This window comes from Paraburkholderia adhaesiva, from assembly GCF_021390575.1.
GTDB classification, from domain to species: domain Bacteria; phylum Pseudomonadota; class Gammaproteobacteria; order Burkholderiales; family Burkholderiaceae; genus Paraburkholderia; species Paraburkholderia adhaesiva.
This window is the reverse complement of sequence record NZ_JAJEJQ010000002.1, coordinates 1,459,134-1,473,193: the sequence shown is the minus strand read 5'-3', so window position 1 is coordinate 1,473,193 and position 14,060 is coordinate 1,459,134. Positions and strand designations below refer to the sequence as shown.

Sequence of the window (14,060 nt, the reverse complement as noted above, 5' to 3'; positions counted from 1 at the left end):
GGGTTCAGGCGATGAGGCGAACCACATAGGCGTCGAGATTCGCCTGATGTTCGATGGAAACCGATTTCAGCAGGGCGTTGGCCTTTGCGCGGTAATCGTCGAGTTGCGCGTCGTGATGGCGCCATGCGTGCGCAAGCGCACGGCCACCTGCGGCTGAATCGAAGTCGGGGTAGTAGTAGCCGGCGTCGGCGAGCAGCGTGGAATTGTGGATTAGCGGATAGCCGCCGTATAAAACATCGTAGTAGAGATAGTTCTGCGGATTTTCCCAGTGGTGAGACACGATGGCGTCGGCATGGCGTGCCATCAAACCTGGCAGGTCGATGCGTGGGTCGAACGTCGCCTTATGCTCGCGCACGAGATCGAGACTGTTTGCGAAATGCAGGAAGGTTGGATGTTCCTTCAGGTGCATCGCGTTCACAACGAACAGATGCTCAACCGCTTCCGGTTGCGCGCGGTAAAACTCGTCGCACGCGAGCATCGGATAATGGCACGTCTTAACCACCGAAATATTCGGCTCGAGCGTCGCGAGCCGCCATGCTTTGCGGCCCGGCCGGTAGCCGAACGCCCCGCCCTCGCGTGCGAGCGCGGCGATGCGCCGCTCGAGAAAATACGGCGACCAGATGTGCGGCATCGTGTAGACCGGCGCGCGTATCAGCGTGCGCAGCAGAGGCACGTCGGTCTTCGCTGCCTTCGGCAGCACCCAGACCTCGTCGAACGGCGCGCCATTGAAGATGTGCCCGGACGGCTTGCCGAATATCGGCGTCTCGGCCAGGCTGCTATAGATGTGGCCGACGAAGCACGCGATGAGCTTCGTATCTAATGCCTTGACGTGCCTGAGCCATTCGAGCGGCAACTGCGCACCCATTTCGATCGCGATGTCGATTTCGTGCGTGACGTCGTTCGGTTGAACGAGCGGCACGTCGAGGCCGTCGAGATCGAGACCAGCGGGCAAAGTGCGCGCGTCGCCGCCGTTCAGGAACCAGACCGGACCGATCTGATCGGAGCGCTTGAGCATCATCGCGAGGAACGCGATGTTCTGGTGAATGCCGTTTTCCCAGATCGCCTGGCCATCTCTCGCGAACAGCGAGATGCCGACCGCCGGACGGTGCCGGCGGGCGCTTCGAGAAGAGAGAGGTACGGTGTGGTTGTCGTCGGTCACCAGCTATATCCATATCCCGCGCCGTAGGTCTTGTTGCTTCCGGCGACGCCGATACCGAGTTTGATAATGCCGTTGGTCGTCACATGCGCGCTCGCGGCCAATGCCATTCCGGACTCACCGGCGAACCGGGCCACGCCGACACCAACATTGATTATCTTGCCCGGTTCGACCTGCGGAACCATCGTCAAGGCAGTGGCGGCGGCGATCCCCTGGCGGGCCATCTGGTCGGTTTGTTGCAGCGCACTATCCAGCGAGTTGATCTGCAGTTGCTGATTCTGCATCGATTGCGAAACCGATGACGCCAGGATGTTGAGCTGGTTGACGTTGACCGCATCGGTGCCTTGCGTGCCGGCCGCCACGTTGACGATCTGGCGCTGCTGCGTGTCGCTGCCGACCGAAACGACGTTGGAACGCCCGCCGTCATTCGAGTTTGCGCCGACTGCAACGGAGTTCGAACTGGGTGAGACCGTTGGAGGCGCGGCACTGGTTCCGCTCATGTCGGCGGCGATACCGCTCTTGTTGCCGGAAATAGCCGGATTGCTGTTGATGGTCGTCGACAGCTGGTTCACCGTGGCCGCAATGCTGGTTTCGCCGGTCGATAGGGCGGCAATCGTGCTGTTGGTCGTGCTGAGTCCGGTGGACAGCGACGCCACATTGTTGTTGGTGCTGGCAAGGCCGGTGGACAGCGAACTGAGCCCGGTCGACAGCGAGCCGATGCCGGTCGACGTCGCTGCGGACAGGCTGTTCACGGCCTGGTTCGTCGCGTTCAACTGGCTGCCGTTGACTGCATCGGTGCTGGTCGATGAGAGCCGACCGGCGGCGACGTTCGTGACCTGGCGTTCCGCGCCGGGCGCGCCGACGCTCACGACGCTCGTCGGCGAGGTCCCCGCGAACGGGTAGACGATCCCGCCGATCGTCGCACTCGTCGTCGGATTCGGCGCCGCGGTTACGGAGCCCGAGCCGAGCGCGACGTCGTTGGCGTTGTTCGCGACGGCGTTCGAGCCGAGCGCGAGCGAGCCAGCGCCCGCTGCATTCGACGCGTTGCCCAGTGCGACCGAACCCGTGCCTGTTGCGCTGTTGGCGTTGCCGATCGCCACTGCGCCTTGACCCGTTGCCGTGTTGGTGCCGCCGAGCGCGACTGCCCCTGTGCCGGTGGCGACGTCCGGATCGCCGATCGCCACTGCGCCGTTGCCGCTTGCGGTATTGCCGACGCCAACGGAGACGGCCTGGCCGCCCGTTGCCGTCGCTTGCTGACCGATTGCGACGGCGCCGCCGGCGCCTGCGCTGGCGCTGGTGCCGAGCGCCACGCTGCTGCTGCCGGATGCCGATGCGTTGACGCCGATGGCCATCGCGTTCGCGCCGGTTGCGCCGTCGCCGTTGAAGTTGTTCTGCTGCGTGCCCGTGAAGTTGATGCCGAAGTAGGCCGGTCTGGCGGCGGCGATTGCGGTCGACGTTGACGTGGAGAGTGAGGCGACGTTGCTGTTGGTGGTGCTCAGGCCGGTCGAGAGCGAAGTGACGTTGGTGTTGGTGGTGCTCAGACCGGTTGACAGCGAGCCGATGCTGGCGGACGTTGATGTGGATAGCGAAGTAATCGTGCTGTTAGTCGACGATAGGCCGGTCGATAGCGAGGTGACGTTGCTGTTGGTTGTGCTCAGGCCGGTGGACAGCGAGTTGATGCCGGTGGAGGTTGAGCTCGAGAGTGATGTGACCGTGCTGGCGGTTGTACTTAATCCTGTCGACAGTGATCCGACGCTGGTCGAGGTCGATGTCGAGAGTGAAGCGACGTTGCTGTTGGCCGTGCTCAAGCCGGTTGATAGTGATCCGACGCTGGTCGAGGTCGATGTTGAAAGTGAAGCGACGTTACTGTTGGCCGTGCTCAAGCCGGTCGACAGCGAGCCGACGCTGGTCGAGGTCGATGTCGAGAGTGAAGCGACGTTGCTGTTGGTCGTGCTCAAGCCGGTCGACAGCGAGCCGACGCTGGTCGAGGTCGATGTTGAAAGGGACGTGACGTTGCTGTTGGTCGTGCTCAAGCCGGTCGACAGCGATCCGACGCTGGTCGAGGTCGATGTTGAAAGTGAAGCGACGTTGCTGTTGGTCGTGCTCAAGCCGGTCGACAGCGAACCGACGCTCGTCGAAGTCGATGTTGAAAGTGAAGTGACAGTGCTGTTGGTCGAGCTTAACCCCGTCGACAACGAGCCGATGCCAGTCGAAGTCGACGTCGACAGCGAGGCAACCGTGCTATCCGTTGACGACAGCCCGGTCGACAGTGATGTGACGTTGCTGTTGGTGGAGCTCAGCCCCGTAGATAGCGAGCCGATACCGGTGGACGTCGACGTGGAGAGCGATGCCACCGTGCTGTCCGTTGACGACTGAGCGGTGGACAGCGACGTGACATTGCTGTTGGTCGTGCTCAAGCCGGTCGACAATGAACCGATGCCGGTCGAAGTCGACGTAGAGAGCGATGCCACCGTGCTGTCCGTTGACGACTGAGCGGTAGACAGCGACGTGACATTACTGTTGGTGCTGCTCAACCCCGTGGAAAGTGAACCGATGCCAGTCGAAGTCGCTGTCGACAGGGATGTAATCGAGCTATTGGTCGACGAGATCCCAGTTGACGCGGAGGTCGACAGTGATGTGACATTGCTGTTGGTGGTACTCAGTCCGGTAGATAGTGAGCCGATGCCAGTCGATGTCGATGTGGAAAGCGAGGCTACTGTGCTGTCGGTTGACGACTGAGCGGTAGACAGCGACGTGACATTGCTGTTGGTGGTGCTCAGCCCGGTCGACAACGAACCGATGCCGGTCGAAGTCGACGTAGAGAGCGAGGCAACCGTGCTGTTAGTCGACGACAGACCAGTCGACAACGAGGTAACGTTGCTGTTCGTGCTGCTCAGTCCTGTGGACAGTGAACCGATGCCAGTCGAAGTCGATGTCGACAGGGATGTAATCGAGCTATTGGCCGACGAGATCCCGGTCGACGCGGAGGTCGACAGTGATGTGACGTTGCTGTTAGTCGTGCTCAGTCCAGTGGACAGCGATCCGATGCCAGTCGAGGTCGACGTAGAGAGCGACGTGACAGTACTATTCGTCGTGCTCAAAGTCGACGACACGGACGTCGATAACGAGTTGAGCTGATTGACATCGACTGCGTCGGTGCCGGCAACGCCTGGCGCTACGCCCGAGAGCAATACACCGCCGCTCGTGTTCGACATGGTCAGCACGTTTCCGCTATCTCCACTGACGCGAAAGAAGATGTTCCCCGTTGAGCCGTTCACGACAATCTGGGTATCGTCAGCGGACATGCCAACCCAGTCAAAGCTGCTGCCGACGGTGACACCTCCAACCCAGGAATTAACGCCGCCGCTGCAGGTTGATGATCCACTTCCACTGGCCCCATAGCCGGTGTTACTTACGCCGCCAAACAACCCAGTCGAGAAAAAATTCGCGCAAAAGACGGAGTTCGCCTGCGCAAATGCCGGCGATTCGGGAAACGCCATCAATCCAAATACAGCCGCAATCGCCACCACGCTACTGCGCGGCGCGGACCACATCGATTCCAGCGCCACGATGCCTTCGTGAGTCGATGCACCACGTGTTTTTACCGAAGCAAGTTCTGATACCGCGACCCAACTGCGAGTGGCTTCGCACCAGATTGTCCTGAAGATCCTGTTCATAGTCACGGCACTCCCACTGCAACGGAACAACGAAAATGACCAATACGAAAATCGGGATACCTAACAATCAAGAAAAGCTAATCACAATCTCACCACAGCCGAAGACGTCGGCAAACAATTCAATACGGACAGGCGCCAGAGTCGTGGTGACTTGGGCCTGGTTCGGAATCGGCAGGTCGCAAGGGAAGTCAGAGGCTGGCTGACCACTACCGGCAGTGCCAGGCTTTAACTCCTGCAAATGTTCGGCGTCCGGGCACATGACGGAGCGGCTCCCTGGCGCTCCAGATGTAGTCAACGGACCGGCTAACGGAAGGCATACAACGGTGTCGCCTACTAACAATAGCCAAAAAGTGATGGAAGTGCTGAAGGGGTCGGACCGCCCGCGTTGGTGCGCAGACAAAGAAGCGAACGCTCGACGTCGCGCCTGTTAGGACAATCGAAACGGACCGCATGATGATCGACGCTGCCCCGGCAGGCCTGCTCCAGGTGGTCGAATAGGGTCTGCCGGATATTCGTGTAGCGGTTATCGATTCTCCCGAGAACGTCGGCAGACACTGCATTGAGTTTTATTCGAATCAGCCAGTCTATGCCGTATCGTCGGTGACTTTTAAAACAAGTATCGTTGTTCTTCGTTTGATTTCCGCTACCACCGGAATGCGCGCGTAAAGCGCCTTGCTAAAAGCCCCATCGTGCACTAAAAAATTAGCTACCAGGTCTCTATGTCGTCCAGTCGTCCGGCCACAAAAACGGCGCTCCCACTGGGGCGAGCGGACAGTCCATGAGTCTTCTTGAACTCAAAGGTGTTTCCAGACACTTCGGCGCTATTCACGCCCTGACTGACGTGACGCTGAGTCTCGAGCCAGGCGAGGTGCTCGGGCTAATGGGGGACAACGGCGCCGGGAAATCGACGCTGGTGAAAGTCATTGCGGGTAACTTTCCTCCGACGCACGGCGAGATATTCATCGACGGCAAGCCAGTGCATTTCACGAGGCCGATCGATGCGCGCGCCCGCGGGATCGAGGTGGTCTATCAGGACCTCGCGCTTTGCGACAACCTGACGGCGGCTGCCAATGTATTCCTCGGTCGTGAACTGAGGTTCGGTTTCGGACCGTTCCGCATTCTCGATCACGCGACGATGTATCGGCGCGCCGGCGAGCTATTCAAACAACTGAAATCCGAAACACGGCCGCGCGATCTCGTCCGACAAATGTCGGGCGGCCAGCGGCAGGCCGTGGCGATTGCCCGCACGCGCCTGTCCGACGCGCGGCTCGTTCTCATGGATGAGCCGACCGCTGCAATCAGCGTCCGGCAGGTAGCGGAGGTGCTCGAACTCATCAAACGCCTGTCCGAACACGGCATCGCGGTCATTCTCATCAGCCACCGCATGCCTGACGTTTTTGCCGTCGCTCACCGTGTGGTCGTCATGCGGCGCGGGCGCAAGGTCGCGGACAAGAAGACTGAATCGTCCTCTCCGGAAGAGGTGACCGGCCTCATCACCGGGGCCATCGCCGCCGCCTGAATCTGCTTCGTCCGGGAGCCACGAAATTGAACGACGCGCCCCAAAGGCCCACTTCCATGCCGACATCGCGCGATGATCCGCAAGCCGAGAAGACGCATACGCGCTGGACGGGCCTTGTCGCAAGCCAGGTGTTCTGGGTGGTGCTGGCGACGTTCATCGCGTGCATCGCACTTTCGATTGCGACCTCGACCTTCGCGACCTCGGAGAATCTTTTCAACGTCACGCGCAACTTTGCCTTCGTCGCCATCGTCGCGCTCGGCATGATGGCGGTCATCGTCACGGGCGGCATCGACATTTCGGTCGGCTCGACGATCGGCATCAGCGGCATCGTGCTCTCGGTGGTCATGAATGCCGGCTATCCGATCTGGGCCGGCATCGGCATGGGGCTCCTGACCGCAGGGCTCGTCGGTCTCGTGAACGGTGTGCTGATTGCCTATCTCGGCATGCAGCCTTTTGTCGTGACGCTCGCAATGTTAAGCGTTGGCCGCAGCCTCGCGCTCGTGATTTCCCGCAGCCGCACCATTTTCGAATTCGGCCCGGACGGAAGCAAACTTCTTGCGCTCGGCGGTGGCTCGACACTGGGCGTCGCCAATCCCGTGTGGTTTCTCATTCTCTTTGTCGTGCTGTTCTGGTTCGCGTTCGGCTGGACGCGCTGGGGCCGCTATGTCTACGCCATCGGTGGCAACCGTTACGCGGCGAATCTCACCGGCGTTCCGGTGCGCCGCATCATCTGCTCCGTCTATGTGCTCTGCGGCCTCATGGCGGGCGTCGCGGCGATCCTCGAAGTCGGCTGGCTCGGCGCGGTGACGACGGGCCTCGGCACCGGCGACGAACTGCGCGTGATCGCGGCGACTGTGGTCGGCGGAACGAATCTCGCTGGCGGCGTTGGCAGTGCGTTCGGGACGGTTGTCGGCGCGGCGCTCATCGAAGTCATCCGCAACAGCCTGATCCTGCTCGGCGTCGATGCGTTCTGGCAGGGGACGGTTTTGGGTACGTTCATTGTCGTCGCCGTGCTTTTCAACCGGCTCGGCGGCGAGCGGCAGGGAGAGTGAAATGGCTTCGGGCGCATCGGCCGCGACGCGGACAGTGCCGCACGGAGCGGGCGCGGTCGGGCGAGACGCGGAACTGCCGGATGCAAGGCTTCACGAGCCCGCGAGATTCCGCAAAAGGGGCGAAGCCCGATGGCGGGCAATCCCCAGGGATCGTCGTGAAAATTGAGCGGGCAGACATTGGCGCCGTCGAAGCGGTGCCGAACAGGAGGCAACAATGAAGAAAAGGTGGATGTGTCTTGCTGCGATCGGAAGCCTCGCGATGCTGGCTTCTGCGGCCTTCGCAGCCGATAAGACCCTGGCGCTGGTGGTGAAGGGCCTTGATAACCCGTTCTTCGACCTCATGCATCAGGGATGCGAGCGGGCGAACAAGGAACTCAGCAAGCAAGGCTTCAACTGTTACTACACGGGTCCGGCGACGGCGGCGGACGAGAGCGCGCAGGTGCAGATTATCGACGACCTGCTGACCAAGGGCGTGGCGTCTATCGCAATCTCGCCCGCGAATGCGCCGGCGGTGGCGGAAGTGCTGCGCCGCCGCAACTCGCCGATCCCGATCATTACTGCGGACGCCGACTTGCTGCCCAAGGATGCGTCGCTGCGCAAGACCTACGTCGGCACCGACAACTACGAAATGGGCGTCAAGCTCGGCGAGCAGTTGAAGGCGCTGATGCCGAAGGGGGGGAATGTCTGCCTCGTGATGGGCAACCCCGCGGCCAATAACATTAACCAGCGGGCCCAGGGCGCGCGCGATGCGCTTTCAGGCAAGAAGGGGGTTGCAAAGCTCGCAGGCGAGAACGGCTGGCATGAACTCAGTGCGTGTCCGCTCTACTCGAACGACGACGCGGCGAAGGCAAACCAGATGATGCAGGACACGCTGACCGCCAACCCCACTGGTCTCGATGCCTTCCTGCTCGCGGGCGGTTGGCCGCTTTTTGCCCCGCAGGCCTATGCGCAGGTCGTCGCGCCGATCATGGACAGGATCAAGAGCGGCAAGTTCGTCATCGTTTCGGCTGACACGCTCGGACCGGAACTGCAGGCGCTCAGGGATCACAAGGTGAATGTCCTCGTGGGTCAACGGCCGGAGGAAATTGGCTATAAGGCCGCGATGGTCATGCATGAAATCGCACAGGGGAAGACGGTGCCTCCGGTCATTCATACCGGACTGGACGTCTGCACGTGGCAGAACGTCGACACTTGCCTCAAGCATTGAGAGCGGCGTGGGCGTGGCAAAGGCCGATGCTGGAACCGGGGCAGGTTTTAACCGGCTCCAGCATGCCTCGCGATTTATGTGATTTGCCTTGTCGCGGGATCCTCACTGCCTCCTGGTGGCAGTGAGGCCCGTCGCTTCTTAGCCGCGCTGTACGGGAAAGTTAATCAGGATTGCGAAGCGTACGGATTGCCCGCTTTGTTCACCCAAAGAGAAAACGGTTGCTTCTGACCGTCCACGGAAGGCCAGTCATCCGGCGTTTGACACCACCGCTCCGCCGAGAAGGCCCATCAGCGTCCTCGCGTTACGTTGTCCTTGATCTTCGTAATTGTTGTTGAAGAGCACATGCGTTTGCGCGACGTAAGCGGCGATCTTTCGAATTTCCTCCGCGAGCCCGGCCAGCTCGTCATCGCTGTAGTCATAGTTGAAACGCTCACTCGATGCTGCCGCGCCCTTGATATTCCACGTTTCGTGATTGCGCCCGTGCAGACGAACCAGCGCGAGGCTGTCGCCCGTGACTTCCCATACCGCGGGAATGGTATTGGCGCCCCCCTGCGGCTCGTCGACTACGACGTGCACGAGGCCGCGCTCGCGCTCGAATGCAAGCGTTGACCCGGTGTGGGCATCATCGAACCATGAACGGTTGCGAAATTCGACCGCCATCCGGTAGCCGGCCGGCAGCCGGTCCGCGCAGTGCGCGACGTGTGCGTGCCCGTCCGGTGCAGACGTGACCCACGGCGCGAACTGGAAATGCACGGCGCCCAGTTTGCCCGCATTGTGAAGCGGAGCGATGGCTTCGAGGTAGCGCCGCCAGAGTTCGTCTCGGACCTCGTCGGGTATGTCCTTGTAGTAGAGATTTGCCTTGCCGTTCTGTGGCAGCGCGGCCTGCATGTCTTTCGGGAACATGTCGCGCGGCGTCTGATGACCGGTGAAAAGGCGGAACGCCTTGATGTTGAAGACGAAGTGCGGCGGCGTACGTTCAACCCAGAGCACGGAATTCGAGCCGTTCGGCATCGAGTAGTAGCTGGAGTCCACCTCGACGATGGGGAACTGGCTCGCGTAGAAGCGCAGGCGCGCCTCCGCGCTGTTGCAGCCGCTCGGGTAGAACCGCTTGCTCTTGATGAGCGTGGGGTCGGTCCAGGATGCGGTGCCTACCAGAATGCTCATGGCGTTTCTCCGTGCCAAAGGGGCCGGGTGGCGGGGCGCAATGTGCGCCGTAGGCGATATTTTGCACGCGATCGGAGCTGGTCGCGCCGTGCCCGGGGTGCAAATGGCGAACAGCGCTGTGAGAGGGTGTACTCAGAAATAGCAGTGAAATGGGCGGCCGATTCGCTGACACGAGGTCAAAAATCCGAGCAATCGCTGCGAATTTGAGGGGGCGTCTGGAGCGCGAGCTGAAAACGCAATGTAATCGTATGAAATGAACTGGCATGTTTTCCTGACAATTCGTAGGCTTTTATGAAATTTGGTTGTAAGTCGCCGTTGCTAGAGTCGGTCCAGGCGTTTTACCGACTGCCGCCCCGGCTGTACCGGGGCGCAGAGGCAGAAAATGACGAGAGCGACCTTTCATGAATAAAGCCCGCGCATTCTGGCTCGTTTTGGCGCTGCTCTTTTCCACTCCCGTGTGGGCGTTCCAGTCCCGGGTCGTGGCTATTCCGAGCGCCGCGATGCGGCAATCGTTCGCCGCGACTGTCGTGCTGCCCGACGACTACGCGCGCGGTGACCACAAGCGGCGCTATCCGGTGATTTATGTGCTGCACGGCTCGGGCGGCGATTACACGGACTGGACCTCGAACTCGCGCATCGGCCGACTCGCGGATCGTTATCACGTGATTCTCGTGATGCCGGACGGCGGTCATGAAAGCTGGTACATCGACAGCCCGTTCGAACGGGACAGCCAGTACGAGACCTACGTGGGCACCGAAGTGGTCACCTGGGCCGACACGCATTTGCGCACGATCGCCGCGAAACAGGCGCGGGCCATCACGGGCCTGAGCATGGGCGGTTTCGGTGCGCTGCGTATTGCACTCGACCGGCCGGACACATTCGGCGCCGCGGGTAGCATCAGCGGCGCGGTCGATCCGCGCACGTGTGAAGACGAGCCGGGCATCGCCCACGTGTTCGGCGATCCTGCGCGGCACGCGTCGTTCTGGAACCGCAATGCGATCATCGTGCGCGCGCGCGACTTCGAACGCGACCATATCGACCTGACCATCGACTGCGGCGTGAGCGATGATTTCGTCAAATCGAACCGCACGCTGCACGAGCGGCTTGTCGAACTCGGCGTTCCGCATGACTACGCCGAGCGTACCGGCGGACACACGTGGGCTTACTGGTCCAACGCGATTCGCTATCAGGTGTTGTTCTTCGCTCACGTGTTCCGGCGTAATGGCGGGTATCAGCCGTCCACGCAGGCGTGATTGTGATTTTTCGCGCTCGGCTTGCCGGTTGTATCGTTCGAATTGACTGGTAACGCGAATTGACCGATGCGCGCGCTTTGCGCGCGCCAGACGCGCGTTTGGAACGGCTGATACGAAACGAACAAGCCAGAAATGAGTGCGCGTCGCTCACTGTGTTTGCACCCGGCGCAGGATGGCGAGCAACTGCGAACGGGCGAACGGTTTGCGCAGAAAGCCCGCTAGCTGGGCATCCGGCGGCGGCGTCACCAGCGCGGACACCAGCACGAGCGGCACGTTCGCCAGTACCCGATTGCGGCGCATTTCACGCATCAATGCAAGGCCGTCCATGCGCGGCATCGTGCAGTCGGATATCACGATGTCCGGCGGATTGGCGAGCGCGCAGCGCAACGCATCCCTGCCGTCGGCTGCGGTCGTGACCTTGTAGCCTTCCTGACCGACCAGTTCCCTTAGTGCACTGAGCGTGTTCGCGTCATCGTCGACGAGCAATACGGTAACCATTCGTCTTTACCTGAGGTGGCGAGGACGAGCATTTCGACTGCGTCCCTGTTCGTCGAATATCCGACGCCGGCGGTTGGAGGCGTAAATTCGTGCCGGGTCCGGGGTTCGTCAGTGGAATTGCAAGCGCCGTTCCTGCTATTGAACGTCGCTGTGGAGGAGGCACAAATCTCGATGTATTTGCGCCGTTTGCTAACGAGAGAAATCGGGGGGGGAACACGTCGATCGCCGCAGATCGCGAGCATGCGGCCGATGCGTCCAGCGATGCCAATCTGCCGCGAACGGGCGCGATCGCGCGCGTCACCAGCGCAGCAGCTTTGGCCCGAGCCACGCACCAATGGCTGCCGGAATTGCCATCCCGAGCAGATACCAGACGGCCCAGAATGGCACGGCCATCTCGGGACAGTGCAGGCAGTAGGCGAGCGTGGCCGTGGCGCTCGCGAGCAGCCCGCCTGCGAATCCGGCGGCGCGAAGGCGTGTCGGCGCGAGTCCGCGCAGCGCCCAGATAACGGCGATGAACGATGGCACCGAAAGCAACGTGATGTTGAGCGGGCACCCGCGCCATGTCTGTCCCATGACGAGCGGCAGGCGCGCATCGGGCGGCGCGAGCCAGAGGAGCACGAGCGCGCCGATCCACACGGCGGCCACCGGCCACGCCATGGCGGCCCACGCGACACCTGCCGTGCCGGCGGGACGTGCGAGGCGAGCAGTGGCCAGAAGCGCGCCCAGTGCGATGAAAAACGGCAGCGCAACCTTGAACCAGAATATCGGCGTAGCGGCTACCGTCGCGATGTCGCTGCGCACGCCGAAGACGAGCGACATCAGCAGGGTAGAACCCGTGCCGCCCGCGATCAGCGCCCAGCCGAAGCGGCGCGCAACCACGTGACGATCCACGGGCGCCGCGCCCGTGGCAAGCAATGTGATCAAGTCCTCTGTTTTCATGACGCGTTCTGAAACTTCATGGCGAGCGCCTTGAGTCCGCGGTGCACGCCCACTTTCACGGCCGACTCGGAAAGCCCGGTCAGTTTCGCCGTTTCCGTTACCGACAGGCCTTGCAGTTTCACATGCACGATCGGCAGACGCTGGCGGTCGGGCAACTGTTCGAGCAGCTTGCCGAGATCGCGGCTCGCGTCGGCGGCCTCGGTGTCGCAAGTCGCGAAGATCTCCAGCTCTTCATCGAGCGGTGTCTGCAGCGCCTCACGTCGCGAGCGTGCGCGGAAAAAGTCGGCCAGCTTGTAGCGAGCAATGGCATGGACCCACGCCGTAAGCGGCTCGTCCGGCCGCCACGTCGCCCGCCCGTTGTGCACGGCCAGCAGGATTTCCTGCACCAGATCCTCGACGTCGTCCTGCAGACCGTAAAGGCGTTTGCGCAGGAAGCCGCGCAGGTGCGCGCTCAGATCGGCGAGAAATGCGTGATAAGCGCCCGCGTCGCCGTTGAGTCCGCGCACGAACAGGGCCTTCAGCCGTTCCTCTGTCCGGCGCGCAACCTCGCTATCCGTAGTTCGGTTCATTGCGAACTCCGGTTACAGCGCGGTCGAAACAAAGTGCGGGTGCGAACGCAACGCAGCGCAACCCGGCGCAGCGCAACGCGCGTCAGGCTGGCAGCTTGTCCGCGAGGACATCGGCGCGACGGATCTGCGGCGCTTGCGCGAGCAACTCCGCCGCGTTCGCCATCAGCGCGGCGGCTACCTTGCCGCTCAGATGCGCGTCGCGGCCGGCTTCGTCATCGAAGGCGTCGAAGATTGCAAACGTCTGTTCGTCGAAGCGTACCCCGAACCACGCGCGCGTCGCGGGTTCGGCATCGACGAGCGGTTTTGCACCAGCCAGAAAGGCGGCCAGTTCGTTTTCCTTGCCGGGACGGGCTTTCAGCTCGACGTATAGCGCGCAGCGGGTCATGGCGATGCTCCGGTGACGGGGTGGGGAAACATCATCATCAATAGTCGCGGCCATTCGAGTCGTTCGTCAAGCGCGCGCTGCTCAGCTTTTTCTTTCCGATGGCTTTCGGTCGCGGCGTCAAGGTGCTTGCATGTCGTTTGTGAGTCGCTTGGGCACGCAATTCGTTCGGCAATTTCTTTCGGTTACAGCGCGCCGCAAAAATAAATCGTGACCAAAAGGCGCATTGCGATGTAACCGCCGCGCGCGCGGCACCGTATTTACAGGCAGATCGCTCGTGCAACGATCACGAAGCCGAGGACGATCTGGAAACTGTCCGATTTTCAACGCGATTTTCAATCGATGGAGTTCACATCATGAGCACTCTTAAAGTGTCTGCAGCCGCCATGATTCTCGCAACGCTCGCCTCGGGCGCCACCGTTGCACAGGCTCAGGGTGGCGGCGTCGAAAAGTGCTACGGCGTCGCTATGGCTGGCCACAACGACTGCAAGGCGGGCGCGGGGACGACCTGTGCCGGTTCGCAGAAGATGGACTTCGACGGCATGCACTGGAAGAACGTCCCGGCCGGCACCTGCACGACGATCACGACGCCGAAGGGCCACGGCTCCCTCTCGCCGATGGAATCCTGACGCACCGCCGCCCGA

General features: G+C 61.7%; 12 protein-coding genes. 5 read left to right on the top strand and 7 right to left on the bottom strand.

All coding sequences use genetic code 11. The annotated features are described in order from the left end of the window. Nucleotides 1–4: 4 nt before the first annotated feature. Together L0U80_RS22245 and L0U80_RS22240 are read right to left on the bottom strand one after the other, a co-directional pair. Nucleotides 5–1,159, bottom strand: a complete 1,155-nt coding sequence (locus tag L0U80_RS22245) for a DUF2827 domain-containing protein (RefSeq protein ID WP_233870157.1) — start codon at nt 1,157–1,159, stop codon at nt 5–7. After that, nucleotides 1,156–4,833: a YadA-like family protein gene (locus L0U80_RS22240; RefSeq protein ID WP_267954860.1), complete on the bottom strand. Its 3,678-nt coding sequence runs from the start codon at nt 4,831–4,833 to the stop codon at nt 1,156–1,158. The genes L0U80_RS22245 and L0U80_RS22240 overlap by 4 nt, the downstream gene beginning before the upstream one ends. A gap of 778 nt (nt 4,834–5,611) precedes the next feature. Here L0U80_RS22240 and L0U80_RS22230 point away from each other — a divergent pair. The 3 genes from L0U80_RS22230 to L0U80_RS22220 all read left to right on the top strand — a co-directional run bounded on the left by L0U80_RS22230 (nt 5,612) and on the right by L0U80_RS22220 (nt 8,611). Further along, on the top strand, nt 5,612–6,352 hold the full coding sequence (locus L0U80_RS22230; RefSeq protein WP_233870154.1) for an ATP-binding cassette domain-containing protein: 741 nt from the start codon (nt 5,612–5,614) through the stop codon (nt 6,350–6,352). A gap of 56 nt (nt 6,353–6,408) precedes the next feature. Next, nucleotides 6,409–7,404, top strand: a complete 996-nt coding sequence (locus L0U80_RS22225; protein WP_233870151.1) for an ABC transporter permease — start codon at nt 6,409–6,411, stop codon at nt 7,402–7,404. Nucleotides 7,405–7,618: 214 nt separating this feature from the next. Continuing rightward, nucleotides 7,619–8,611: a sugar-binding protein gene (locus L0U80_RS22220; protein WP_233870148.1), complete on the top strand. Its 993-nt coding sequence runs from the start codon at nt 7,619–7,621 to the stop codon at nt 8,609–8,611. 246 nt (nt 8,612–8,857) lie between these two features. On the opposite strand, the gene L0U80_RS22215 is transcribed toward L0U80_RS22220, so the two are convergent. Beyond that, entirely contained in the window at nt 8,858–9,775 is a 918-nt protein-coding gene (locus tag L0U80_RS22215) for a DUF72 domain-containing protein (RefSeq protein WP_233870145.1), read from the bottom strand. 401 nt (nt 9,776–10,176) lie between these two features. Here L0U80_RS22215 and L0U80_RS22210 point away from each other — a divergent pair, with 401 nt between their 5' ends. After that, on the top strand, nt 10,177–11,028 hold the full coding sequence (locus L0U80_RS22210; RefSeq protein ID WP_233870142.1) for an alpha/beta hydrolase: 852 nt from the start codon (nt 10,177–10,179) through the stop codon (nt 11,026–11,028). A gap of 147 nt (nt 11,029–11,175) precedes the next feature. Here L0U80_RS22210 and L0U80_RS22205 read toward each other — a convergent pair whose 3' ends face one another. From L0U80_RS22205 to L0U80_RS22190, 4 genes are all read right to left on the bottom strand, one after another. Next, nucleotides 11,176–11,526: a response regulator gene (locus tag L0U80_RS22205; RefSeq protein ID WP_233870139.1), complete on the bottom strand. Its 351-nt coding sequence runs from the start codon at nt 11,524–11,526 to the stop codon at nt 11,176–11,178. A 297-nt stretch (nt 11,527–11,823) separates the two neighbouring features. Then, nucleotides 11,824–12,465 carry a DUF1109 domain-containing protein gene (locus L0U80_RS22200; RefSeq protein ID WP_233870136.1) on the bottom strand — a complete coding sequence of 214 codons (642 nt, stop codon included), beginning with the start codon at nt 12,463–12,465 and terminating at the stop codon, nt 11,824–11,826. Beyond that, nucleotides 12,462–13,034 (bottom strand): sigma-70 family RNA polymerase sigma factor, encoded by a 573-nt coding sequence (locus L0U80_RS22195; RefSeq protein ID WP_233870133.1) that lies wholly within the window; start codon nt 13,032–13,034, stop codon nt 12,462–12,464. The genes L0U80_RS22200 and L0U80_RS22195 overlap by 4 nt, the downstream gene beginning before the upstream one ends. An 82-nt stretch (nt 13,035–13,116) precedes the next feature. Beyond that, a complete protein-coding gene (locus tag L0U80_RS22190; protein WP_233870130.1) occupies nt 13,117–13,419 on the bottom strand; it encodes a putative quinol monooxygenase in 303 nt (100 codons plus the stop codon). Between the two features lie 353 nt (nt 13,420–13,772). Here L0U80_RS22190 and L0U80_RS22185 point away from each other — a divergent pair, with 353 nt between their 5' ends. After that, the gene (locus L0U80_RS22185; protein ID WP_233870127.1) at nt 13,773–14,045 is read left to right on the top strand and encodes a BufA1 family periplasmic bufferin-type metallophore; all 273 of its coding nucleotides are present in this window, start codon (nt 13,773–13,775) and stop codon (nt 14,043–14,045) included. Nucleotides 14,046–14,060: the final 15 nt, after the last annotated feature.

Excerpts from the sequence above, each read along its gene's own strand:
- L0U80_RS22190 (WP_233870130.1), bottom strand. The coding sequence starts at position 13,419 with ATGACCCGCTGCGCGCTATACGTCGAGCTGAAAGCCCGTCCCGGCAAG.
- L0U80_RS22200 (WP_233870136.1), bottom strand. The coding sequence starts at position 12,465 with ATGAAAACAGAGGACTTGATCACATTGCTTGCCACGGGCGCGGCGCCC.
- L0U80_RS22225 (WP_233870151.1), top strand. The coding sequence starts at position 6,409 with ATGCCGACATCGCGCGATGATCCGCAAGCCGAGAAGACGCATACGCGC.
- L0U80_RS22220 (WP_233870148.1), top strand. The coding sequence starts at position 7,619 with ATGAAGAAAAGGTGGATGTGTCTTGCTGCGATCGGAAGCCTCGCGATG.
- L0U80_RS22210 (WP_233870142.1), top strand. The coding sequence starts at position 10,177 with ATGAATAAAGCCCGCGCATTCTGGCTCGTTTTGGCGCTGCTCTTTTCC.
- L0U80_RS22205 (WP_233870139.1), bottom strand. The coding sequence starts at position 11,526 with ATGGTTACCGTATTGCTCGTCGACGATGACGCGAACACGCTCAGTGCA.
- L0U80_RS22185 (WP_233870127.1), top strand. The coding sequence starts at position 13,773 with ATGAGCACTCTTAAAGTGTCTGCAGCCGCCATGATTCTCGCAACGCTC.
- L0U80_RS22195 (WP_233870133.1), bottom strand. The coding sequence starts at position 13,034 with ATGAACCGAACTACGGATAGCGAGGTTGCGCGCCGGACAGAGGAACGG.
- L0U80_RS22240 (WP_267954860.1), bottom strand. The coding sequence starts at position 4,833 with ATGAACAGGATCTTCAGGACAATCTGGTGCGAAGCCACTCGCAGTTGG.
- L0U80_RS22215 (WP_233870145.1), bottom strand. The coding sequence starts at position 9,775 with ATGAGCATTCTGGTAGGCACCGCATCCTGGACCGACCCCACGCTCATC.
- L0U80_RS22230 (WP_233870154.1), top strand. The coding sequence starts at position 5,612 with ATGAGTCTTCTTGAACTCAAAGGTGTTTCCAGACACTTCGGCGCTATT.